Origin of the sequence: Stenotrophomonas sp. SORGH_AS_0321, from assembly GCF_031453215.1 — a bacterium.
GTDB classification, from domain to species: domain Bacteria; phylum Pseudomonadota; class Gammaproteobacteria; order Xanthomonadales; family Xanthomonadaceae; genus Stenotrophomonas; species Stenotrophomonas chelatiphaga.
Genome location: NZ_JAVIZG010000001.1, coordinates 340,568 through 361,815, shown reverse-complemented (window position 1 = coordinate 361,815; position 21,248 = coordinate 340,568). Strand labels below are relative to the sequence as shown.

Genomic DNA, 21,248 nt, shown 5'->3' with positions numbered 1-21,248 from the left:
AGCCCGGCGAAAGCCGGGCTTTTCTTGTTCTGCTGGCGCGGTGGATCAGCGCTTGGAGAACTGCGTAGCGCGACGTGCCTTGTGCAGGCCGACCTTCTTACGCTCGACTTCACGGGCGTCACGGGTCATGAAGCCAGCCTTGCGCAGCTCGGACTTCAGGGTTTCGTCGTACTCGACCAGCGCGCGGGCGATGCCCAGGCGGATCGCACCGGCCTGGCCGGTGGTGCCGCCGCCAGCGGCGGTGACCAGGATGTCGAAGCTTTCGGTGTTCTTGGTCAGCTCGAGCGGCTGGCGCACGATCATGCGCGCAGTCTCACGACCGAAGAACTCGTCCAGCGGACGACCATTGACGGTGATCTTGCCAGAGCCCTTGCGCAGGAACACGCGGGCAGTGGAGGACTTGCGGCGGCCAGTGCCGTAGTTTTGAGTGATAGCCATGATTAGATATCCAGAACCTGCGGCTGCTGTGCGGCGTGCGGATGCTCAGTGCCTGCGTAGACCTTGAGCTTGCGGTACATCTGGCGACCCAGCGGACCCTTCGGCAGCATGCCCTTCACGGCGATCTCGATCACGCGCTCCGGGTGGCGCTCAAGCGCCTGGGCCAGGGATTCGGTCTTCAGGTTGCCGATGTAACCGGTGAAACGGTGATACATCTTGTCCTGCAGCTTCTTGCCGGTGACGACAATCTTTTCTGCATTGATGACGACCAGGTAGTCGCCGGTATCAACGTGCGGGGTGTAGACCGGCTTGTGCTTGCCACGCAGACGGCGGGCCAGCTCGGTGCAGAGACGGCCCAGGGTCTTGCCCTCGGCGTCAACGAGGTACCAGTCGCGCTGGACGGTCTCGTTCTTAGCGGTGAAAGTGCTCATGAAGAACTCTATGTAGGTCGTCGGGCTCATTGCGGCCAGGAGGGCCGGAACTCTGCCACGCGTTGTGAAGGTGAAACGCAAGAGGCGGGATTTTACCCAGCTTCGCCCCGGAGCGCAAGTTCACCCCCGCCATGGGTTGGCAGGCGCGCGGCAGGCGGCGAGAATCAGGGCTCCCCTGACGTCACCGGCCCCACCATGAGCGCGCTCCGCCAGACCACCCCGCTGGACCACCTGCTGACCGAGGCACAGCGTGCGTTGGACACGGTGTTCGGCAATCCGCCGGCCGAACGCCCCTACCCCGCCACCGATGCCGCCGAACCCGGCATGAGCCGGAGCGAACGGCGGCACGCCGCCGGCCTGATGCGGATCAACCATGTCGGCGAAGTCTGCGCGCAGGGACTGTACTTCGGTCAGGCGGCGGTGGCGCAGGATCCAGCCACCCGCGCGCACCTGCTGGAGGCGGCGCAGGAAGAAACCGACCACCTGGCCTGGTGTGCGATCCGGCTGGGAGAGCTGGACAGCCGTCCCAGCCGGTTCAATCCGGTCTGGTACGCCGGCAGCTATGCGATCGGCACGCTGGCCGGGCTGCGCGGTGACGGCTGGAACCTCGGCTTCGTGGTGGAAACCGAACGCCAGGTGGAAGCCCATCTTGACGAGCACCTCGAGACGCTGCCGCCGGCCGACCTGCGCAGCCGTGCGGTGATCAAGGTGATGAAGGAAGACGAAGCGCGGCATGCCGAGCACGCCGAACAGGCCGGTGCGCGCCGCCTGCCGTTCCCGATTCCCGGCGTGATGGCGCTGGCATCGAAGGTGATGAAGACCATCGCGTACCGGTTCTGAGGGACCGCCCACTGGGGTCAGAGTCCTTTTCCTGCGGAAAAGGACTCTGACCCCTTTTTCATGAGCCGGTCAGGGCGTGGACACCAGCTTCAGGCCGATCACCCCGGCCACGATCAGTGCCACGCACCCCAGCCGTGCCGGCGAGGCGCTGTCGTTGAACAGGAAGATGCCCAGCACCGCTACGCCCAGCGCGCCGATGCCGGTCCAGATGGCGTAGGCCGTACCCACCGGGATGGTCTTCATCGCCTGGCTCATCAGGTACAGGCTGATCAGGGCCGCTCCCACCGTGGCTGCGGTCGGCAGCGGCTTGCTGAAGCCATCGGAATATTTCATGCCGATGGCAAAGCCGATTTCAAAAATGCCGGCCAGCAGCAGATAGATCCAGGGCATGGGGGACTCCTCAACTTTTTAAACGGAAACAAAACGGCCCAGTGTCTTCACACCGGGCCGTGGGTCGGTCAACTGCCGTGAAACCCTGATCTGCGCAGATCGGGGTTCCACGGGGCGGGACGTCCCGCCTTCATAAGCAAGGCCCCGGAGGACCCTGCCGGTGTTACTCGGACAGGTTGCGCCCGTGGAACAGCTCTTCGATCTCACGACGCAGCAGCGCCTCGATCTTCATGCGTTCCTTGAAGGAAAGGTTCTTGGCCTTCTCTTCGAACAGGTACTGGTCCAGATCGAAATCCTTCAGGTGCATCTTCGTGTGGAAGATGTTTTCCTGGTAGACGTTGACGTCGAACATCTCGTAACGCGACTTGATGTTCTTGGCCAGGAAGTTCTGGATCGAGTTGATCTTGTGGTCGATGTAGTGCTTCTTGCCCTTCACGTCGCGGGTGAAGCCACGCACGCGGTAATCCATGATCACGATGTCCGATTCCAGACTCTCGATCAGGTAGTTCAGCGCCTTCAGCGGCGAGATGACGCCGCAGGTAGCCACGTCGATGTCGGCGCGGAAGGTCGCGATGCCTTCCTGCGGGTGCGTTTCCGGATAGGTGTGCACGGTGATGTGCGACTTGTCCATGTGCGCGACCACGGCATCGGAGATCAGCTCCTTGCCGGCCTGCTTCTTGTCGATCACCGGTTCTTCGGAGATCAGGATCGTCACCGACGCACCCTGCGGATCGTAATCCTGGCGCGCGATGTTGAGGATGTTCGCACCGATGATCTCGGCGACGTCCGTGAGAATCTGAGTCAGCCTGTCGGCGTTGTACTCTTCATCGATGTAGTCGATGTAGCGCTGACGCTCCTCTTCGGTGCGGGCGTAACAGACGTCATAGATGTTGAAGCTCAGCGCCTTGGTGAGGTTGTTGAAACCTTGCAACCTCAGGCGAGGCAACGGCTTGACCACGGGCGGCGATCCTGTAAGAGCGGGGAAAGGATCAATTATGAGGCAATTGTTCCCCGAGGGGGGACCTGAACGGGCTGCCGTGAACAGCTAATTGTTTGCTCTTAACATTTCAGCTCCGCTAAGCTGCTCGCCACCCCGTGAATCCGTTCATGCGCAGAGGGAGCGCCACCATCGTGTCAACCGTGCGCCTTGCTACCAGTCCTTTGGCTTTGGACATCGCTACCATCGACCGCTTCCTGGCCCACAGCCATCGGCGCCGCTACCCTGCCCGAACCGATGTGTTCCGTCCCGGCGACCCGGCCGGGACCCTGTACTACGTGATCAGTGGATCGGTTTCCATAATTGCTGAAGAGGACGAGGAGCGCGAGCTGGTGCTCGGCTACTTCGGCACCGGCGAGTTCGTGGGGGAGATGGGCCTGTTCGTGGAGTCGGACCGCCGCGAGGTCATCCTGCGCACCCGTACCGCCTGCGAGCTGGCCGAAATCAGCTACGAACGCCTGCACCAGCTGTTCCTGGGACCGCTGTCCAGCGACGCCCCGCGCCTGCTGTATGCGCTGGGCCAGCAGATCTCCAAGCGTCTGCTGGACACCAGCCGCAAGGCCAGCCGCCTGGCCTTCCTGGATGTCACCGACCGGATCGTGCGCACCCTGCATGACCTGGCCGAAGAGCCGGAAGCCATGACCCACCCGCAGGGCAGCCAGTTGCGGGTATCCCGGCAGGAGCTGGCCCGGCTGGTTGGCTGCTCGCGCGAGATGGCCGGCCGGGTGCTGAAGAAGCTGCAGGTGGACGGCCTGCTGCATGCCCGCGGCAAGACCGTGGTGCTGTACGGCACGCGCTGAGGGTCGCCCGACCTGTGGCGCGGCCCTGATGGGTGCTGCTCACCTGTTGGGTCTGCTCCCCTGGCGGGTGCCGATGCCCCTGGCGGGTGCCGATGCCCCTGGCGGGTGACGATGCCCCTGGTGGGTGACGACCGTTGGTCGTCACTGCGTCACGCCCGCCATCACCTGCCGGTGCACGGCAGCCCTGCAGGATGATGAGATGGAGCTGAGCAGCGAATTCTGGTGGTTCATCCTGATCGGCCTGGGCGCGCAGCTGGTCGACGGCGCGCTGGGCATGGCGTTCGGCCTGGTGTCGTCCTCGGTCATGCTCAGCATGGGCCTGCCGCCGGCACAGGTGAGCGCCAGCGTGCACACCGCCGAGGTATTCACCACCGGCGCCTCCGGCGTGTCCCATCTGGTCGCGGGCAACGTGGACCGTCGCCTGTTCGTGCGCCTGGCCGTCCCTGGCGCGATCGGCGGGGCGATCGGCGCGTACGGCCTTACCCAGCTGCCCGGGGACGTCATCCGGCCATTGATCTATTTGTACCTGCTGGTGCTTGCCATCGTCATCCTGTTGCGTGCGGCAGGGCGGCTGATGCCCAAGGGCGACATCAAGCGCGTGCCGCTGCTGGGCGCCGTCGCCGGCTTCCTGGATGCCACTGGCGGCGGTGGCTGGGGGCCCGTGGCCACCTCCACGCTGCTGGCGCGTGGCGGGCAGGCGCGGACCACCATCGGCACGGTCAATGCGGCAGAGTTCGTGGTGACGCTGACGGTCTCGGCGACGTTCCTGTTGTCGATGGGGCTGCATCACCTGCAGATCGTCGCCGGCCTGCTGATCGGCGGCATGATGGCCGCGCCGTTGGCGGCGGTGCTGGTGAAGCGGGTCAAGGAACGCTGGGTGCTGGTAGCAGTAGGCGTGCTGGTGCTGGCGATCAGCCTGTACCAGATCGGTCACACGGTGTTCGGCCTGCTGGGGCGGTAGCGGCCGGTAGCGGCTGACGGCCAGCGGCCGTCACTACCGGGTGCGGCAACAGCAACGGCAACGGCAACGGCGACAGCGTGACGACCAACGGTCGTCACCCACCGGGTTGTATCCCACCGGGTCGTCACCCGCCGGGTCGCCACCCACCAGGTCGTATCCCCACCCCGGCAGAGGCGTGACGGCCAGCGGCCGTCACTACCGGGTGCGGCGGCCGTCACTGCCCTCAGGGCGTGTCGCCACCGCGGTCCAGGCAGCCCCAGTTGAGGATGCGCGTGCCTTCCGGAAGGACGCGACGGAAGAAGTCCACGCTGCCGCGCTTGGGATTGACCACCACCGGTGCCTTTGCCGCGACCAGCAGCGGCAGGTCGGCGGTGCTGTCGGAGTAGGCCACGTCGATGTTGCCGTAGCCGCGCTCGCGCAGCATGCGCATCTTCTCTTCGTTGTGGCAGTGGCGGGTGGCGCCAACAGCACCGAAACGCGGCCCCACTTCGCTGCCGATCACCGGCACGTCCACGTGCGCGACAAAGGCCAGGATCGCCCTTGCGAGCTCCGGCGGCGCACCGGTGGCCACCACCACGCGGTCGCCGTTGGCACGGTGCGCAGCGAACACCTCCAGCGCCTGCGGCAGCAGTTTCGCGCGCAGTGTCGGTTCGTGCTTCAGCACATAGGCATCGATGACGCGGTTGAACTCGCGCGCGCGGTGCATGCCGAAGGTGGCGATCCATACGTAGATCGAGATGCCGGCGCGCCGTGTCGGCAGCATCGCCACCAGCGGCCCCGCGATCGGCGTCGCCAGCAGCGCGGCCAGCAGCCGCAGCGGATTGCGCTTGATCAGGGTGGCAAACAGATGGCTGCCGGAATCGCCGTCATACAGGGTGTGGTCGAAATCGAACACCACCAGCGGCGCACTGTCCTGCGGGGTTGGATAGATCGTGCTCATGCAGCGAAGAATAGCTGACGCAGGCCCTCGCCTGGTTCCTCCACGCGCATGAAGGCTTCACCCACCAGGAAGGCGTTGATCCCCGCATCACGCATCAGGCCGACGTCCTGCGGTCCCAGGATGCCGCTTTCGGTCACCAGCAGGCGGTCCTTCGGCACCGCGCTGCGCATGTCCAGCGTGGTCTGCAGCGATACCTCGAAGGTACGCAGGTTGCGGTTGTTGATGCCGATCATCGGCGCTGGCACCTGCAGCGCGCGCTCCAGTTCATCGATGTCGTGCACTTCCACCAGCACGTCCATGCCCAGGCTGATCGCCAGCTCGGACAGCGCGGCCAGCTGGGCATCTTCCAGCGCGGCCACGATCAGCAGGATGCAGTCCGCCCCCAGCACGCGCGCTTCGACCACTTGGTAGGGATCGACCACGAAGTCCTTGCGCAGTACCGGCAGCGTGCAGGCCTCGCGTGCCTGCTGCAGGTAGGCATCGCCGCCCTGGAAGAAGTCCACGTCGGTCAGCACGGACAGGCAGCTGGCGCCGCCGAACTCATAGCTGACCGCGATATCGGCCGGATGGAAGTCCGGACGGATCACGCCCTTGGATGGACTGGCCTTCTTGACCTCGGCGATGACCGCCGGGTCACCGTTGGCGATCGCCGCCTGCAGCGCACGCACGAACCCGCGCACCGGTGGCGCATCGGCCAGCCGGGCCTGCAGCTGTTCCAGCGGCACGGCGGCGCGGCGCTGGGCCACTTCTTCGGCCTTGCGGGCCAGGATGGTCTGCAGGATGTCGCTCATGGTGCTCACAGAAAAAAGGGAATGGAGGGGATCAGGTCGTGCACCGCCGCGCGCCTAGCCTGCCAGCACGTGGGTGATGTCCACGTACTGTTGCAGGCGGGTGCGGGCACTGCCATCGGCAATCGCCGCGCGCGCACGCGCCAGGCCATCGCCGATGTCGCTCGCCACGTCGGCCACGTACAGGGCGGCACCCGCATTCAGCGCCACGATATCCAGCGCCGGGCCCGGCTCGTTGTCGAGCACGGCGCGCAGCATGGCGATGGATTGTTCGGGCCCGTCCACGCGCAGGTTGCGGCTGGCCGACATGGCGATGCCGAAGTCTTCCGGATGGATCTCGTACTCGCGGACCTTGCCATCGCGCAGCTCGCCGACCAGGGTGCCGGCGCCGAGCGAGATCTCGTCCATGTTGTCGCGGCCCCACACCACCATCGCGCGCTGGGTGTCCAGTTCGCGCAGCACGCGCGCCTGGATGCCGACCAGGTCCGGATGGAACACGCCCATCAGCACCGACGGTGCACTGGCCGGGTTGGTCAGCGGGCCGAGGATGTTGAAGATGGTGCGTACCCCCATCTCGCGCCGCACCGGCGCCACGACCTTCATCGCCGGGTGGTGGATCGGGGCGAACATGAAGCCCACGCCGGTCTGTTCGATGGCCTGCGCCACCTGCGCCGGCTGCAGTTCGATCACCGCGCCGAGCGCTTCCACCGCATCGGCACTGCCGGACTTGGAGGACACGCTGCGGTTGCCATGCTTGGCCACGCGCGCACCGGCAGCGGCGGCCACGAACATCGAACAGGTGGAGATGTTGAAGGTATGCGAGCCATCGCCGCCGGTGCCGACGATGTCGACCATGTGGCGGGTATCGGCCACCGGCACCGGCAGCGCGAACTCACGCATCACGGTCGCGGCGGCGGCGATCTCGTCGACGGTTTCCTTCTTGACCCGCAGCCCGGTCAGGATCGCGGCGGTCATCATCGGCGACACATCGCCGCGCATGATCTGCCGCATCAGGTCGACCATCTCCTCGAAGAAGATTTCGCGGTGTTCGATGGTGCGTTGCAGGGCTTCCTGGGGGGAGAAGCGCATCGATGGACTCCTGGGTTCGGCGTGCAGCTCAGCGCTGCAGGAAGTTGCGCAGCAGCGCGTGGCCGTGCTCGGTAAGGATGGATTCGGGATGGAACTGCACGCCCTCGACCGGATGCTCACGATGGCGCAGGCCCATGATCTCTTCCACGGAACCGTCCTCGTTCTCGGTCCAGGCGGTGACTTCCAGGCACGCCGGCAGGCGCGTCTTGTCCACCACCAGCGAGTGGTAGCGCGTGGCCTGGTAGCGATCGGGCAGGCCGGCGAACACGCCCTTGCCTTCATGGCGGATCGGCGAGGTCTTGCCATGCATGATGTTGCCCGCGCGGATCACCGTGCCGCCGTACACCTGGCCGATGCCCTGGTGGCCCAGGCAGACCCCGAGGATCGGCGTGGTCGGGCCGAGCCGCTGGATCAGCTCCAGCGAAATGCCCGCCTCGTTCGGCGTGCACGGACCGGGCGAAATCACGATGCGTCCGGGCTTCTGCGCGGCGATCTCATCGACCGTCATCGCGTCGTTGCGCACCACCTTGACCTCGGCACCCAGCGTCTGCAGGTACTGCACGAGGTTGTAGGTGAAGCTGTCGTAGTTGTCGATCATCCACAACATGGATCAGGTTCCGTCGCTTTTCAGGAAAGTGGCGTACACGTTTTCGGTGTACGTGATGGGTACGGCGTTGATCGATCCGCGCGTGTACGGCGCCTGCGGCCAGGCGGGCACGGCACCTGCCGCGGCGATGGCCACGGCGCGGGAACTCACAGGCCCTTGGCCGCCTGGGCGACCGCGCGGAACAGCGCGCGGCCCTTGTTCATCGTCTCGTCCCATTCCTTCTGCGGGTCCGAGTCGTAGACGATGCCGGCGCCGGCCTGTACGTGCAGGCGACCGTCCTTGATCACTGCGGTGCGGATCGCGATGGCGGTGTCCGCATCGCCGTGCCAGCCGATGTAGCCGATGCTGCCGGCGTAGACGTTGCGCTTGATCGGCTCCAGCTCGCGGATCACTTCCAGCGCGCGGATCTTCGGCGCGCCACTGACCGTGCCGGCCGGGAACGTGGCGCGCAGCACGTCGGCGTAGCTCAGGCCCGGCTGCAGCTGCCCGGTCACCTCGCTGACGATGTGCATCACGTGGCTGTAGCGCTCGATCACGAACTTGCTCGCCGACCTCCACCGTGCCCGCGCGGGAAACCCGGCCGGCATCGTTGCGGCCCAGGTCGATCAGCATCAGGTGTTCGGCGCGCTCCTTCGGATCGGCCAGCAGTTCGGCTTCCAGCGCGTCGTCCTCTTCCACCGTGGCGCCACGCGGACGGGTGCCGGCGATCGGCCGCACGGTGACATGGCCCACGCCCTCGGCATCATGCTGCAGGCGTACCAGGATCTCCGGCGACGAGCCCACCACCTGCATGTCACCGACATCCAGGAAATACATGTACGGCGAAGGATTGAGCGCCCGCAGCGCGCGGTACACATCCACCGGCCGCGCCTTGAACGGCACGCTCAGGCGCTGGCTCAGCACCACCTGGAAGATGTCGCCGGAACGGATGTAGTCCTTGCTGCGCTCCACCGCGTCGATGAAGCCTTCGCGGGTGAAGCCGGAGATGAAGTCGCCCTCGTCCAGCACGTCGCTGTGCAGCGGCGCGGGATAGCCGGCGCCGGGGGCGCGCAGCTTGCCGGCCAGCGCGTCCAGCCGCGCCTGCGCCTCGTCCCAGGCACCGGGCTGGCGCGGGTCGGCATGCACGATCAGGTACAGCCGGCCCTTCAGGTTGTCGAACACCGCCAGCTCTTCGGAATGCATCAGCAGGATGTCCGGCGTGCCCAGCTCATCGCGCCCGGCCGGCGGCGCCAGGCGCGGTTCGATGTAGCCGATGCACTCGAAGCCGAACCAGCCGACCAGGCCGCCGGTGAAGCCGGGCAGTCCGTCCAGCTTGGGCACCGAATGCGCGCTGCGCAGGGCCTCGACTTCGGCGAAGGGGTCGGCCACGTCGCGGGTTTCCACGACCTGGCCGTGTTCGGCGATGGTCAGGGTGTGCCCACGGAAGGTGTACACGCGGCGCGCCGGCAGGCCGATGATGGAATAGCGCCCGAAGCGCTCACCGCCTTCGACCGATTCGAACAGATAGGTGTGCGGCCCGTCGGCCAGCTTCAGGTAGACCGAGAGCGGGGTGTCCAGGTCGGACAGCACTTCACGGACGACGGGGATGCGGGTGTGGCCTTCAGCGGCCTGCTGCTGGAACTGGGCGGGGGTGTTCAACACGACTTTCCTTCCGGGATACGGCGTTTTCTGGGCGGACGACGGCTACGGGCCACCATCGCCAGCTACGGCGTGCGGAAGAAACGGATCGCGGGGTCGTCAGGATGGACACCCGGCGACTTTAGCGCAGGTTCCGGCCAGGCGGAAGCCTGATGCCCGGACTGCTCGATGCAGCCCGGGGCCCTTCAGCCCCCTGATCAGCGCTGGAAGGGTTGCGCATTCACCGGCTCACCCTTCCTGCTGCACATGGGCGCATTGGTCATTCCCATGCTCAGCAGGTTGCCGCCGTTGATGACGCAGGTGTACTCCCTGCCCCCGGCCGCCTTCAGGTTCGCATAGGTGTTGGTGCCGTCCACGCGCTTGCTGACCAGCGTCAACTGCGAGGGCTCCAGGCCCAGCACGCCGGCCGAAGACGAGATGATCTTTGTATCGCTCAGCACGTTGGTCTTGGCGGCGATGGCGGAGCAACCCGCGAGGCCCAGCGCACATGACACGGCGATTGCGGCGGCGATTTTCATTGAGGTATCTCTTGGTGGGCGGAACAGCTCCCTGACGCACGACTGCGTCGGGCCAAGGATGCTGGGCCGCACGCAGGCAGGACGCCATCGCCGTCGCGCCATACTGCGCTGGCCGTCTCACTGGGTGCCTCGTTACGCGCTTTGAACGTCGCCCAAGCCGGCGCCACGCGGGCCGGTAACGACGCCCGCGCAGGCTCAGTGGGACAGCAGCGGGCACGCCGCAGGCAGATGCATGCGCACGCGGCGTGGCACGCATTCGATGCGGAAGTGCCGTGCTTCCACCGGCTCACCGTCCAGGTTGAGGGTCAGCGGCTTTTCGGCGCGGATCTCCACGCGGGTCAAGCGGGTGCGGGTGGCAACGCGCTCAAGCGCGGCTTCCTTGCCCCCGGTCACCAGCTGGCCGAGCATCGCGCCGACTTCGCCGGTCAGTTCCGGAATGATGGTGACATCCAGCTGGCCATCGTCGATGACCGCCTGCGGGCACAGCGCCTGGCCACCACCGGCCTGGCGGCCGTTGCCGATGCCCAGTGCGATGAAGCCGCCTTCCCAGTCGAAGCCGGGGCCGTGCACGCGCGCCAGGATCGGCTCGATCCGGCCCAGCTTGGAGATGCCGGTCAGCACGTAGGCCAGGCCACCCAGCACCTTCTTCAGGCCTTCATCGGTTTCCACCGTCACCTGCGTGCCGAAGCCACCGCTGGCGACGTTGGCGCACCACCAGACCTTGCCATCGGCGTCGATGCGCAGCAGGTCGATGGCGCGGGGTGCCTGCGCGGTGATCAAGGCCAGTACCTCGGCGGGGCTCTCCGGGAAACCGGCGGCGGTAGCGAAATCGTTGGCCGTGCCCAGTGGCAGCAGGGCCAGCGAAGGCAGCGCATCGGCCGGTTTCTTCCCTATGTGCCAGGGTCTCGGCGACCGCGCTCAAGGTGCCATCCCCACCACCGGCGATGATCACCTCCACGCCGTTGTCGATGGCCTCGGCGACATAGCGCTCGGCATCCCCGCTTTCCCAGGTGACCCGCACTTCCAGATTGATCCCGCGCTCGCGCCAGGCCTTGACCGCATCGCGCACATCGACGTCCCCGGCCGATTTTCCGTTCAGGATCAGGCGCCAGCGGGCAAGGCTCATTGGGGGGTTCCGGGGGGTGGGGGCGGCACAGGCTAGCAGTCGCGCGTTCTTTGCCGGTGAATGTCATCGGCCTGTCACCGATGCCCCGGAACATGGAAGGCCATAGCAGGGAAGACGGATGGAGGCAGGATCAGCCTCCGATTGTTTCAGCAGGGCCACGCCGGCAGCGGCGTGGCCTTTTTTTCAGGACGCGGCGAAGTCGGCCAGGGCCTCGCCCTGCAGGCGGTAGACGGTCCATTCGTCCTGCGGCTTGGCGCCGGCGGCGACGTAGAAATCGATCGCTGGCTGGTTCCAGTCCAGCACCGACCATTCGAAACGCCCGCAGCCCTCGGCCACGGCCTGCCGGGCGATGTGCTTCAGCAACGCCTTGCCGGCGCCGGATCCGCGCTTTTCCGGGCTGATGTACAGGTCTTCCAGGTAGATGCCCTTGCGGCCCAGCCAGGTGGAGTAGTTGTAGAAGTACACCGCGAAGCCGATCGCTTCGCCGTCGGCTTCGCAGACCAGCGCCTGCGCGCTGGCGTCAGGCCCGAACAGGCTGGCCGCGATTCCCGCCTCGTCGGTCTGCACCGACGATTCGGCCTTCTCATAGATCGCCAGTTCGCGGATGAAGCGCAGGATCAGACCTGCATCAGCGACAGTGGCCGGACGGATGTTCATGGGCAGAAAAGGGGACGGAGGGAATTAAACGAGTTTAATTCCCTCCGTCCCCTTTTTTCTCAGCGGGCGGCGGCGACGTTGGCGCGCATCGCGCTGATCACCTGCTGGTAATCCGGCGCGTTGAAGATCGCCGAGCCGGCCACGAAGGCATCGGCACCGGCCGCGGCGATCGCACCGATGTTGTCGGCCTTCACCCCGCCGTCGATCTCCAGGCGGATGTCCTTGCCGCTGGCATCGATCTTCTGCCGCACCACTTTCAGCTTGTCCAGCGCCGACGGAATGAAGGCCTGGCCGCCGAAGCCCGGATTCACCGACATCAGCAGCACCAGGTCCAGGTCGTCCAGCACCCAGTCCAGGATGTCCACCGGCGTGCCGGGATTGAGCACCAGGCCCGGCTTGCAGCCCAGCGAGCGGATCAGCTGGATGGTGCGGTGCGGGTGGCGGCTGGCCTCGGGGTGGAAGCTGATGTAGGTCGCGCCGGCCTCGGCGAAGTCCGGGATGATCCGGTCCACCGGCTCCACCATCAGGTGCACGTCGATCGGTGCGGTGACTCCGTGCTTGCGCAGCGCCTGGCAGACCAGCGGGCCGATGGTCAGGTTGGGGCACGTAATGGTTGTCCATCACATCGAAGTGGACCCAGTCCGCGCCGGCGGCGAGGACGTTGTCGACTTCTTCGCCGAGGCGGGCGAAGTCGGCCGACAGGATGGACGGGGCAATGATGCAGTTGGACATGGCCAGGGCCTTCGGAGCAGGAAGAAAAAGGGTCAGGACTCAGCGCTTGCGCAGGGTCTTGATGCGGTCGTAGGCGGCATTCACGCGGCGGCTCTTGGCTTCGGCCTGCTTGAGCAGTTCCGGCGCGGCGCCGACCAGCTTGTCGGGGTGGTACTGCGACATCAGCCGACGGTAGGCCAGGTCGATCTCCGCCTCCGTTGCTGAAGACGTCAGTCCCAGCTCGCGATACGGGTTTTCCTTGTTCAGGCGGAACCAGTCGGCGTCGAACGCATGGCCGATCAGCAGCCCCAGCACCGCGCCAAACAAGGGATTGGGCCGGAACAGCAGGGCCCCGGCGATGAAACCCAGCAGTTTTCCGTACCAGCGCATGGCGCTCCGGGCAGATTTGGCCAATTGGCTTTTCATTTTACGTCACAGCCGCCCCGGACGGCTTTACACTAGGCCGCCCGCTGGCCGGCGGGCCCTCCGGGTCCCTGGGCAGCTCGTATCGACGAAGCCCCCAGGAGTGCCCGTGCCGACCACGTTGTTGCAATCCGATCTTCCCGGCCTGCCCTTGCGCCATCGCGGCAAGGTGCGTGACGTTTTCGATATTCCGCGCGAGCGCCTGCCCGAAGGCACGCCGCCGGGGGACTACCTGCTGATGGTAGCCACCGATCGCCTGTCGGCCTTCGACGTGGTGCTGCCCGACCCGATCCCGGGCAAGGGCGAAATGCTCTGCCAGGTGTCCAATTTCTGGTTCGCCAAGACCGCGCACCTGATGCCCAACCACCTGACCGGCATCGACGTGGCCAGCGTGCTGCCCGAAGGCGTGGACGCGGCGCTGTACGCCAAGCGCGCGGTGGTCACCCGGAAACTCAAGCCGGTGCCGGTGGAAGCGATCGCCCGCGGCTACCTGATCGGCAGCGGCTGGAAGGACTACCAGCGCACCGGCAAGGTCAGCGGCATTGAACTGCCCGACGGCCTGCGCCAGGCCGAAAAGCTGCCCGAGCCGATCTTCACCCCGTCCACCAAGGCCGCCGTCGGCGACCATGACGAGAACATCGACTTCGATGCGATGGTCAAGGCGGTCGGCGTGGACCTGGCCGAGCGCGTGCGCGATGCGACCCTGCGCATCTACGCCTTCGCCGCCGATTACGCGCGTGAGCGCGGCATCATCCTGGCCGACACCAAGTTCGAGTTCGGCACCGATGAAGACGGCCGCCTGTACATCATGGATGAGATGCTGACCCCGGATTCTTCGCGCTACTGGCCGGCCGACGAGTACGAAGTGGGCACCAGCCCGCCGAGCTACGACAAGCAGTTCGTCCGCGATTACCTGGAAACGCTGGACTGGGGCAAGACCGCACCCGGCCCGTCCATTCCGGCCGAAGTGATCGAGCGCACGCGTGCCAAGTACGCCGAGGCCCTGCAGCGACTGGCCGGCATCAGCGTCGATTGAGGGGGCGGCGGGCGCTGCCCGCCCTCCTCTGGAAAGCTCGCCGGCCACGTGCCGGCCCGTTCGGAGGCACCATGTCCAGCACGTCGCTTGCCCGCCCCGTAGACCGCTATTTCGCCAGCTACTCCGACGACCACCGCAACGTCACCAACCAGCGCATCCACGTGGTCGCGGTACCGGCCATCCTGTGGTCGGTGGTGGCCCTGCTGTGGTGCCTGCCGCCGCTGATCACCTGGTTCCAGAACGGTATCTGGGCGGGCCTGGCGATGTTCGGCGCGTGGTGCTTCTACAACCGCCTGTCGCGCCCGCTGGGGCTGGGCATGCTGGCCGTGCTGTTCGTGATCGGCTGTACCTGCCGCCTGCTGGAAGCGGAGATCGGCCTGGGCAACCTGGCCCGGCTGGCCGGCGCGGTGTTCGTGCTGGCGTGGATCGCGCAGTTCTTCGGCCACAAGCTCGAAGGCCGCAAGCCCAGCTTCCTCACCGACCTCACCTACCTGCTGATCGGCCCGGCCTGGGTGCTGGCCAAGGTCTACCGTCGCCTCGACTGGCGTTACTGACCTGTTTTACCTGAACGGGCAGGCGGGCTGTTTGCGTCGGCCGTCGCGGCCCTGCCTGGGCGCGGAATTCCGATCCACGCACGATCGGGGGCGCCGATCCTGCCGCACCATCCCGTTGCAGCCCCTGCCGTACGGGCACCTTGGGGCTGCACATGTCATTCGCGACAGATACGGCAAAGTGTCGTGGCCGGTCCTGGTCAAGCGCCAGCGGCACGACATCCAAAGGGAAAAAAATGAATCAGCACACGTTCCCTGCAGTTGGTGGCGTATTCGTGGGTATCGGCGGCAAATGCCGGCCTGTTAGACTGCATGACCTGCTCGTGAATCGCGTATTCCCTGCATGATCCCAAGCCTGATCCTGCTGCTCGCCCTGCCCTTCATCCTGGCCGTGGCGGTTGCCGCTTTCTCCCGAAGTTCCCGCAGCACGGCCGCCTGGTTGGCCGCGGCCGCGCCGTTGGCGGGCCTCGCCATCCTCGCCACGCTCACCCCCGCCGTCCTGGAGGGCGAGGTGCTGCGCAGCAGTGGCCAATGGCTGCCGCAGATCGGCCTGGACTTCACCCTGCGCCTGGACGGGCTGGCCTGGATGTTTGCCGGCATGGTGCTGGGCATCGGCGCGCTGGTGGTGCTGTACGCCCACTATTACCTGAGCCCGCAGGACAACGCGCACCGCTTCTTCTGCTACCTGCTGCTGTTCATGGGGGCCATGCTCGGCATGGTGCTGTCCGGCAACCTGCTGTTGCTGATGATCTTCTGGGAGCTGACCAGCATCAGCTCGTTCCTGCTGATCGGCTTCTGGTCGCACCGCCAGGACGCGCGCGAAGGCGCCCGCATGGCGCTGGTCATCACCGGCGGTGGTGGCCTGGCACTGCTCGGCGGGGTGCTGCTGATCGGCCGCATCGTCGGCAGCTTCGACCTGGACGTGGTGCTGGCCGCCGGCGACCAGATCCGCGCCAGCGCGCTGTATCCGTATGCGCTGTTCCTGGTGCTGGCCGGCATCTTCACCAAGAGCGCGCAGTTCCCGTTCCACTTCTGGCTGCCACAGGCCATGGCCGCGCCCACCCCGGTGTCGGCCTACCTGCATTCGGCCACCATGGTGAAGGCCGGTGTCTTCCTGCTGGCACGCCTGCACCCGGCGCTTGCGGGTACCGACCTGTTCTTCTATACGGTCAGCGGCATCGGTGCGCTGACCCTGCTGATCGGCGCCTGGAACGCGATCTTCCAGCACGACCTGAAAGGCCTGCTGGCGTACTCCACGATCTCCCACCTGGGCCTGATCACCATGCTGTTCGGGCTGTCCAAGCCGATGGCGGTGGTGGCCGGTGTGTTCCATATCCTCAACCACGCCACGTTCAAGGCCTCGTTGTTCATGGCGGCGGGCATCATCGACCATGAAACCGGCACGCGTGACATGCGCAAGCTGGGCGGCCTGCGCCGGCTGATGCCGTTCACCAGTGCGCTGGCGATCATCGCTTCGCTGGCGATGGCCGGCATCCCGCTGCTCAATGGCTTCCTGTCCAAGGAAATGCTGTTCGCCGAGGCGCTCGATGCGGGCGGTCCCGAGCTGATGCAGATGGCGATGTCGATCGCCGCATTGCTGGCCGGTGTCTTCGGCGTGGCCTACAGCCTGCGCTTCGTGCACGACACCTTCTTCGGCAAGGGTCCGCACGACCTGGACCGGGTGCCGCATGAACCCCCGCGCTGGATGAAGGTGCCGGTGGAGATCCTGGTGGTGATCTGCGTGGCGGTGGGCATCGCCCCGGCGCTGACCATCGCCCCGGTGCTGCATGCCGGTGCGGCATCCATCCTCGGTGCGCAGATGCCCGAATACAGCCTGTCGATCTGGCACGGCTTCAACCTGCCGCTGGCGATGAGCGCAGCCCGGCGTGCTCGGCGGCATCGCGCTGTACTTCGGCCTGCGCCGGCTGATCGACCTGTATGCCGTGCGCAATACCACGCCGGGCCGCGATGCGTTCCATCGCCAGCTCGACCTGCTGTCGGCGCTCGCCAACCGGCTGACCGCCGCGATCGCCAACGGCAGCCTGCAGCGCATGCTGCTGGGGCTGGTGGTGGTGGCCGTGGTGGCCGGTGCGGCGCCCTGGCTGGCCGCGCCGAGCTGGCCGAACTGGCCCTCACCGCAGCCGATGCCGCTGCTGGGCTGGGCGTTGTGGGCGGTGATGATGGCCTGTGCCATGGCCACCCTGCGCATGTACAAACAGCGCCTGCTGGCGGTGCTGCTGGTGGGCGGGGTCGGCCTGATGGTGGCGATGACCTTCGTGTTCCTGTCCGCGCCGGACCTGGCGCTGACCCAGCTGCTGGTGGAAATGGTCACCCTGGTGCTGATGCTGCTGGGCATGAACTATCTGCCGGCCCAGTCGGTGACCGAGCGTTCCACGCTGCGCAAATACCGTGATGCCGGCATCGCGCTGGTGGCCGGCGTGGGCCTGGCCGCGTTGGCCTATACCGCGATGACCCTGCCCCCGAACACGATGGCCGGCGAGATGCTTGCCCGCTCCCTGCCGGAGGCTTATGGCAGCAATGTGGTCAACGTCATCCTGGTCGACTTCCGTGGCTTCGACACCTTTGGCGAGATCACCGTGTTCGGCATTGCCGCCCTGGTGGTGCATGCCATGCTGCGGCGTTCGCGGATGGCGCCGGAGCAGATCATGCCGGGCCCGCCGATCAAGCTGCCGGTTCCGGCCGATCTGGCCCAGATCATGTTCCCGCTGACCCTGACCGTGTCGATCTTCATGTTCCTGCGCGGCCACAATTCGCCCGGCGGTGGCTTCATCGCCGGCCTGATCCTGGCCGTGCCGCTGCTGATCCAGTACGTGATCCAGGGCACCGCCTCGGTCGAGTCGCGCTTCGGGTTCGATTACGTCCGCTGCATCGGCGTCGGCCTGCTGATCGCGGTGGCCAGTGGCTCGGCGTCGATGCTGTTCGGCGTGCCGTTCCTGACCAGCGGCCACCTGGACCTGCACCTGCCGGTCATCGGCGATGTGCCGCTGGCCAGTGCGATCGGCTTCGATACCGGCGTCTACCTGGTGGTGTTCGGCGGGGCGATGCTGATGCTGTCGATGATGGGCACGATCAAGCCGTCGCGGACCCGCACCGCACGCCGCGGCGAGATCGATCCGCAGAAGCGTTCGGCACTGACCGGGGAGATGCACTGATGGAACTGGCCATTGCAAGCGCCATCGGCGTGCTGACCATGCTCGGCGTGTACCTGCTGCTGCGTGCACGCAGCTTCGACGTCATCCTCGGCATGACCTTCCTGTCCTATGCCACCAACCTGCTCATCTTTGCCGGTGGGCGACTGGTCGCCGGCCGCCCGCCCGTGCTGAAGGAAGGCCTGGATGCGAACCTCGGCAACTACACCGATCCGCTGCCGCAGGCGCTGGTGCTGACCGCCATCGTGATCGCGTTCGCGATGACTGCGGTCACCATCGTGCTGGCCATCCGCAGCCGCAGCGACAACCACAGTGACCACGTCGACGCGCACGAGCCGGACGACGATGCCCCGCCGCGTCGTGACGAGGACCACGCATGAACCACCTGGTGATCCTGCCGATCCTGGTCCCGCTACTCGGCGCATCGCTGTCGCTGTTCGTGGAACACCGCCGTTACGGCCCGCGCGTGCAGCGCGCGGTGGCCTGGACGGCGCTGGCCGCGCTGCTGGCATCGGTCGTCCTGCTGTTCGCCCGCACCGCCGATGGCGCGGCGATGGTGTACCTGCTGGGCGACTGGCCGGCGCGGCTGGGCATCGCGCTGGTGGCCGACCGGCTGTCGGCCTGGATGCTGCTGACCACCGTAATGCTGGCGATCGGCTGCCTGATGCACGCCTGCTCGGGCTGGGACCGGCGCGCCCCGCATTTCCATGCGTTGTTCCAGTTCCAGCTGGTCGGCCTGAACGGCGCGTTCCTGACCGGCGACATCTTCAACCTGTTCGTGTTCTTCGAAGTGATGCTGATCGCTTCGTATGGCCTGCTGCTCAGCGGTGGGCGCGGCCTGCGCATGCGCATCGGCCTGCATTACGTGGTGTTCAACGTAACGGCCTCCACCCTGTTCCTGATCGCGCTGGGCCTGCTGTATGCCTCGCTGGGGTCGTTGAACATGGCAGAGCTTTCGCAGCGCATCGCCGAAGTGCCGCCCTCGCACCTGGTGCTGGTGAAGGCCACCATGGGCCTGCTGTTGCTCGTGTTCTGCGCCAAGGCGGCGCTGATGCCGCTGTACCTGTGGCTGCCCGAGTCGTATGCGCGCGCGCCGGCTGCGGTGGCCGCGCTGTTCGCGATCATGACCAAGGTCGGCCTGTACGCGGTACTGCGCGTGCAGACCCTGTGGTTCGGCGACGAGGCCGGCGCCATGGCCGGCTACGGCCGCGACTGGCTGCTGTGGGCCGGCATCGCCACCCTGGTGCTGGGCGGACTCGGCGTGCTCGCCGCGGTACGCCTGCGCGTGCTGATCTCCTACCTGGTGGTGGTCTCGGCCGCCACGCTGTTCATCGCGTTTTCGGTGGGCAACCAGCAGGTGCTGGCCGCCGGCCTGTACTACCTGCCGCACAGCACCTTCGTCGCCGCCGCGCTGTTCCTGATCGCCGACCTGATCCGCCGTCGCCGTGGCGGCGCCAGCGACCGCAAGGAAATCATCGCGCCGATGCCCGGCAAGGAAACCCCGGCGGTGCTGTTCCTGATCGCCGCCATTTCCATCGCCGGCCTGCCGCCGCTGTCCGGGTTCCTGGCCAAGGCCGCGCTGCTGCAGGGCATGCCGCCGTGGCTGACCGCGCCGGTGTGGGCCGCCGTGCTGGGCAGCAGCCTGCTGGTCATCATGGGCCTGGCCCGTGCCGGAATCCGCCTGTTCTGGCGCGTACCGCCGGTCGACCCGGACGCGCCCAGGCCGCGCAAGGCGCCGACCCGCCGCATCGAACTGCTCGCCGCCTGCCTGCTGCTGCTCTACGGCATCGGCATGACGGTGTTCGCAGCGCCGCTGATGCGCCACGCCGATGCCATCGCCAGTGATCTGCTGCAACCCTCCGGTTATGTCGACCAGGTGCGGGGCGAGCAGCCGGAGATCCGTCACCCATGAACCACAAACGCCCCCTGCTGCGCCGGATCTTCCCGTCGCTGCCGCTGACCATCATGGTCATCGTGTTCTGGCTGCTGATGTCGGACAGCTTCAGCGTGGGCCTGCTCGCGCTGGGCCTGCTGCTGGGCCTGGTGGTGCCGCTGTTCGCCGCGCGGCTGGACCGCGAGTTCGCCCGCATCGGGACGCTGCGGCCGGTGCCGAAACTGCTGGTGACCACGCTGTGGGACATCCTGGTATCCAACATCGAAGTGGCCGGCCAGGTGCTGGGCAAGGAAAGCAGGATCCATCCGGGCTTCGTCTGGATTCCGCTGGACATCGCCAACGTGCATGGCATCGCCGCGCTGACCAGCATGATCACCCTGACCCCCGGCACCGTGTCGGCTGCGCTGAGCGACGACCGCAAATACCTGCTGGTCCACGTGCTGAACCTGGACGATGAGCAGCACCTGATCACCGAGATCAAACGCCGTTACGAGGCCCCGCTGATGGAGATCTTCCCATGACCGGATTCGATGTCATCCAGAACACCCTGGTGGTGTGCATGCACGTGGTCGGGCTTGCCATGCTGCTGGCAACCTGGCGCCTGCTGCGCGGACCCACCGTGCCCGACCGCATCCTCGCCCTGGACACGCTGTCGGTGACCGCCATCGCGCAGCTGATGCTGTTCGGCATGTACCTCAATTCGGCGATCTACTTCGAAGCCGCGCTGATCATCGCGATGCTCGGGTTTGGCAGCACCGTGGTGCTGAGCAAGTTCGTGCTGCGCCGGGATATCGTCGAATGATCACCGTCATCCAGATCGTGCTGTCGGTGGTGCTGCTGTTCGGCTGCTTCTTCATCCTGGTCGGTGCCTTGGGCCTGGTGAAGCTGTCCACGTTCTTCAAGCGCCTGCACGCCCCGACCAAGGCCAGCACGCTGGGCGTGGGCTGCGTGCTTGTGTCCTCGGTGGCGTACCACATCTTCCTGGGCCAGGACCCGCAGCCGCGCGAACTGCTGATCACCATCTTCCTGTTCATCACCGCGCCGATCAGCGCCCACCTGATGGCGAAGGCAGCGCTGTCGCTGCTGATGGAAACCCGCCCCAGCCTGCCCGGCAACGAACGCGCCGAAGAAGAGCAGCTGCCGCCGCCGGAGCCGGTACGCGAGCAGCAGCTGGAAGGCACCGACGAAACCTTTACCGCCAACGACAGCAAGCAGTAGCAGGCCGTTCAGGGCCGACGTCGGT

Annotated in this window: 22 protein-coding genes and 4 pseudogenes; 11 read left to right on the top strand and 15 right to left on the bottom strand. The window is 66.5% G+C overall.

What is annotated here, in order from left to right:
• Nucleotides 1–45: 45 nt before the first annotated feature.
• Both rpsI and rplM read right to left on the bottom strand, forming a co-directional pair.
• Nucleotides 46–438, bottom strand: a complete 393-nt coding sequence (gene rpsI, locus QE373_RS01600; RefSeq protein ID WP_042614287.1) for a 30S ribosomal protein S9 — start codon at nt 436–438, stop codon at nt 46–48.
• A gap of 2 nt (nt 439–440) precedes the next feature.
• The gene (gene rplM, locus QE373_RS01595; RefSeq protein ID WP_042614286.1) at nt 441–869 is read right to left on the bottom strand and encodes a 50S ribosomal protein L13; all 429 of its coding nucleotides are present in this window, start codon (nt 867–869) and stop codon (nt 441–443) included.
• A 195-nt stretch (nt 870–1,064) separates the two neighbouring features.
• On the opposite strand from rplM, the gene coq7 reads away from it, so the two are divergent.
• Nucleotides 1,065–1,709, top strand: a complete 645-nt coding sequence (coq7, locus tag QE373_RS01590) for a 2-polyprenyl-3-methyl-6-methoxy-1,4-benzoquinone monooxygenase (RefSeq protein WP_309682837.1) — start codon at nt 1,065–1,067, stop codon at nt 1,707–1,709.
• A 69-nt stretch (nt 1,710–1,778) separates the two neighbouring features.
• On the opposite strand, the gene sugE is transcribed toward coq7, so the two are convergent.
• Nucleotides 1,779–2,099: a quaternary ammonium compound efflux SMR transporter SugE gene (sugE, locus tag QE373_RS01585; RefSeq protein WP_057509114.1), complete on the bottom strand. Its 321-nt coding sequence runs from the start codon at nt 2,097–2,099 to the stop codon at nt 1,779–1,781.
• A 163-nt stretch (nt 2,100–2,262) separates the two neighbouring features.
• Nucleotides 2,263–3,057 carry an adenosylmethionine decarboxylase gene (gene speD / locus QE373_RS01580; protein ID WP_042614283.1) on the bottom strand — a complete coding sequence of 265 codons (795 nt, stop codon included), beginning with the start codon at nt 3,055–3,057 and terminating at the stop codon, nt 2,263–2,265.
• A 149-nt stretch (nt 3,058–3,206) separates the two neighbouring features.
• On the opposite strand from speD, the gene crp reads away from it, so the two are divergent.
• Together crp and QE373_RS01570 are read left to right on the top strand one after the other, a co-directional pair.
• Nucleotides 3,207–3,896: a cAMP-activated global transcriptional regulator CRP gene (gene crp / locus QE373_RS01575; RefSeq protein ID WP_309682825.1), complete on the top strand. Its 690-nt coding sequence runs from the start codon at nt 3,207–3,209 to the stop codon at nt 3,894–3,896.
• 199 nt (nt 3,897–4,095) lie between these two features.
• A complete protein-coding gene (locus QE373_RS01570; protein WP_309682822.1) occupies nt 4,096–4,857 on the top strand; it encodes a sulfite exporter TauE/SafE family protein in 762 nt (253 codons plus the stop codon).
• Between the two features lie 223 nt (nt 4,858–5,080).
• Here the strand turns inward: QE373_RS01570 and QE373_RS01565 are convergent, their stop codons facing one another.
• The 11 genes and pseudogenes from QE373_RS01565 to QE373_RS01515 form a co-directional block, all read right to left on the bottom strand.
• The gene (locus QE373_RS01565; protein ID WP_309682819.1) at nt 5,081–5,797 is read right to left on the bottom strand and encodes a haloacid dehalogenase-like hydrolase; all 717 of its coding nucleotides are present in this window, start codon (nt 5,795–5,797) and stop codon (nt 5,081–5,083) included.
• Nucleotides 5,794–6,588 carry an indole-3-glycerol phosphate synthase TrpC gene (gene trpC, locus QE373_RS01560; RefSeq protein ID WP_309682816.1) on the bottom strand — a complete coding sequence of 265 codons (795 nt, stop codon included), beginning with the start codon at nt 6,586–6,588 and terminating at the stop codon, nt 5,794–5,796. The genes QE373_RS01565 and trpC overlap by 4 nt, the downstream gene beginning before the upstream one ends.
• Before the next feature lie 54 nt (nt 6,589–6,642).
• A complete protein-coding gene (gene trpD, locus QE373_RS01555; RefSeq protein WP_309682812.1) occupies nt 6,643–7,674 on the bottom strand; it encodes an anthranilate phosphoribosyltransferase in 1,032 nt (343 codons plus the stop codon).
• A gap of 28 nt (nt 7,675–7,702) precedes the next feature.
• Nucleotides 7,703–8,281: an aminodeoxychorismate/anthranilate synthase component II gene (locus QE373_RS01550; RefSeq protein ID WP_057509109.1), complete on the bottom strand. Its 579-nt coding sequence runs from the start codon at nt 8,279–8,281 to the stop codon at nt 7,703–7,705.
• Nucleotides 8,282–8,284: 3 nt separating this feature from the next.
• Entirely contained in the window at nt 8,285–8,416 is a 132-nt protein-coding gene (locus tag QE373_RS01545; RefSeq protein WP_309682807.1) for a hypothetical protein, read from the bottom strand.
• A gap of 11 nt (nt 8,417–8,427) precedes the next feature.
• Nucleotides 8,428–9,919: pseudogene (gene trpE / locus QE373_RS01540) on the bottom strand (anthranilate synthase component I).
• A 197-nt stretch (nt 9,920–10,116) separates the two neighbouring features.
• Nucleotides 10,117–10,437, bottom strand: coding sequence for a hypothetical protein (locus QE373_RS01535; protein WP_309682804.1), 321 nt, complete (start codon nt 10,435–10,437; stop codon nt 10,117–10,119).
• A gap of 195 nt (nt 10,438–10,632) precedes the next feature.
• Nucleotides 10,633–11,563: pseudogene (gene yegS, locus QE373_RS01530) on the bottom strand (lipid kinase YegS).
• Between the two features lie 183 nt (nt 11,564–11,746).
• On the bottom strand, nt 11,747–12,220 hold the full coding sequence (locus QE373_RS01525; protein WP_309682802.1) for a GNAT family N-acetyltransferase: 474 nt from the start codon (nt 12,218–12,220) through the stop codon (nt 11,747–11,749).
• Nucleotides 12,221–12,279: 59 nt separating this feature from the next.
• Nucleotides 12,280–12,952 (bottom strand): annotated as a pseudogene (rpe, locus tag QE373_RS01520) (ribulose-phosphate 3-epimerase).
• 39 nt (nt 12,953–12,991) lie between these two features.
• A complete protein-coding gene (locus QE373_RS01515; protein ID WP_057509103.1) occupies nt 12,992–13,321 on the bottom strand; it encodes a DnaJ domain-containing protein in 330 nt (109 codons plus the stop codon).
• 142 nt (nt 13,322–13,463) lie between these two features.
• Here QE373_RS01515 and QE373_RS01510 point away from each other — a divergent pair, with 142 nt between their 5' ends.
• The 8 genes and pseudogenes from QE373_RS01510 to QE373_RS01475 all read left to right on the top strand — a co-directional run bounded on the left by QE373_RS01510 (nt 13,464) and on the right by QE373_RS01475 (nt 21,223).
• On the top strand, nt 13,464–14,390 hold the full coding sequence (locus QE373_RS01510) for a phosphoribosylaminoimidazolesuccinocarboxamide synthase (RefSeq protein ID WP_057509102.1): 927 nt from the start codon (nt 13,464–13,466) through the stop codon (nt 14,388–14,390).
• 71 nt (nt 14,391–14,461) lie between these two features.
• Nucleotides 14,462–14,944, top strand: coding sequence for an Mpo1-like protein (locus QE373_RS01505; RefSeq protein WP_309682796.1), 483 nt, complete (start codon nt 14,462–14,464; stop codon nt 14,942–14,944).
• Nucleotides 14,945–15,284: 340 nt separating this feature from the next.
• A pseudogene (locus tag QE373_RS01500) lies at nt 15,285–18,114 on the top strand (monovalent cation/H+ antiporter subunit A).
• Entirely contained in the window at nt 18,114–18,491 is a 378-nt protein-coding gene (locus QE373_RS01495; protein WP_042614269.1) for a Na+/H+ antiporter subunit C, read from the top strand. Before QE373_RS01500 ends, QE373_RS01495 begins: the two are co-directional and overlap by 1 nt.
• On the top strand, nt 18,488–20,023 hold the full coding sequence (locus QE373_RS01490) for a monovalent cation/H+ antiporter subunit D (RefSeq protein WP_309682787.1): 1,536 nt from the start codon (nt 18,488–18,490) through the stop codon (nt 20,021–20,023). The genes QE373_RS01495 and QE373_RS01490 overlap by 4 nt, the downstream gene beginning before the upstream one ends.
• Nucleotides 20,020–20,526 (top strand): Na+/H+ antiporter subunit E, encoded by a 507-nt coding sequence (locus QE373_RS01485; RefSeq protein ID WP_057509097.1) that lies wholly within the window; start codon nt 20,020–20,022, stop codon nt 20,524–20,526. The genes QE373_RS01490 and QE373_RS01485 overlap by 4 nt, the downstream gene beginning before the upstream one ends.
• The gene (locus tag QE373_RS01480; protein WP_057509096.1) at nt 20,523–20,807 is read left to right on the top strand and encodes a K+/H+ antiporter subunit F; all 285 of its coding nucleotides are present in this window, start codon (nt 20,523–20,525) and stop codon (nt 20,805–20,807) included. Before QE373_RS01485 ends, QE373_RS01480 begins: the two co-directional genes overlap by 4 nt.
• On the top strand, nt 20,804–21,223 hold the full coding sequence (locus QE373_RS01475; RefSeq protein WP_057509095.1) for a Na+/H+ antiporter subunit G: 420 nt from the start codon (nt 20,804–20,806) through the stop codon (nt 21,221–21,223). Before QE373_RS01480 ends, QE373_RS01475 begins: the two co-directional genes overlap by 4 nt.
• The last annotated feature ends 25 nt before the right edge of the window (nt 21,224–21,248 follow it).

What these genes read in the sequence shown, in the direction of transcription:
- trpD (WP_309682812.1), bottom strand. Translation starts at nt 7,674, where the DNA reads ATGCGCTTCTCCCCCCAGGAAGCCCTGCAACGCACCATCGAACACCGC.
- QE373_RS01525 (WP_309682802.1), bottom strand. Translation starts at nt 12,220, where the DNA reads ATGAACATCCGTCCGGCCACTGTCGCTGATGCAGGTCTGATCCTGCGC.
- QE373_RS01550 (WP_057509109.1), bottom strand. Translation starts at nt 8,281, where the DNA reads ATGTTGTGGATGATCGACAACTACGACAGCTTCACCTACAACCTCGTG.
- QE373_RS01505 (WP_309682796.1), top strand. Translation starts at nt 14,462, where the DNA reads ATGTCCAGCACGTCGCTTGCCCGCCCCGTAGACCGCTATTTCGCCAGC.
- coq7 (WP_309682837.1), top strand. Translation starts at nt 1,065, where the DNA reads ATGAGCGCGCTCCGCCAGACCACCCCGCTGGACCACCTGCTGACCGAG.
- QE373_RS01515 (WP_057509103.1), bottom strand. Translation starts at nt 13,321, where the DNA reads ATGCGCTGGTACGGAAAACTGCTGGGTTTCATCGCCGGGGCCCTGCTG.
- QE373_RS01570 (WP_309682822.1), top strand. Translation starts at nt 4,096, where the DNA reads ATGGAGCTGAGCAGCGAATTCTGGTGGTTCATCCTGATCGGCCTGGGC.
- QE373_RS01475 (WP_057509095.1), top strand. Translation starts at nt 20,804, where the DNA reads ATGATCACCGTCATCCAGATCGTGCTGTCGGTGGTGCTGCTGTTCGGC.
- QE373_RS01480 (WP_057509096.1), top strand. Translation starts at nt 20,523, where the DNA reads ATGACCGGATTCGATGTCATCCAGAACACCCTGGTGGTGTGCATGCAC.
- rplM (WP_042614286.1), bottom strand. Translation starts at nt 869, where the DNA reads ATGAGCACTTTCACCGCTAAGAACGAGACCGTCCAGCGCGACTGGTAC.
- trpC (WP_309682816.1), bottom strand. Translation starts at nt 6,588, where the DNA reads ATGAGCGACATCCTGCAGACCATCCTGGCCCGCAAGGCCGAAGAAGTG.
- QE373_RS01490 (WP_309682787.1), top strand. Translation starts at nt 18,488, where the DNA reads ATGAACCACCTGGTGATCCTGCCGATCCTGGTCCCGCTACTCGGCGCA.
- rpsI (WP_042614287.1), bottom strand. Translation starts at nt 438, where the DNA reads ATGGCTATCACTCAAAACTACGGCACTGGCCGCCGCAAGTCCTCCACT.
- QE373_RS01495 (WP_042614269.1), top strand. Translation starts at nt 18,114, where the DNA reads ATGGAACTGGCCATTGCAAGCGCCATCGGCGTGCTGACCATGCTCGGC.
- crp (WP_309682825.1), top strand. Translation starts at nt 3,207, where the DNA reads ATGCGCAGAGGGAGCGCCACCATCGTGTCAACCGTGCGCCTTGCTACC.
- sugE (WP_057509114.1), bottom strand. Translation starts at nt 2,099, where the DNA reads ATGCCCTGGATCTATCTGCTGCTGGCCGGCATTTTTGAAATCGGCTTT.
- QE373_RS01535 (WP_309682804.1), bottom strand. Translation starts at nt 10,437, where the DNA reads ATGAAAATCGCCGCCGCAATCGCCGTGTCATGTGCGCTGGGCCTCGCG.
- QE373_RS01485 (WP_057509097.1), top strand. Translation starts at nt 20,020, where the DNA reads ATGAACCACAAACGCCCCCTGCTGCGCCGGATCTTCCCGTCGCTGCCG.
- QE373_RS01565 (WP_309682819.1), bottom strand. Translation starts at nt 5,797, where the DNA reads ATGAGCACGATCTATCCAACCCCGCAGGACAGTGCGCCGCTGGTGGTG.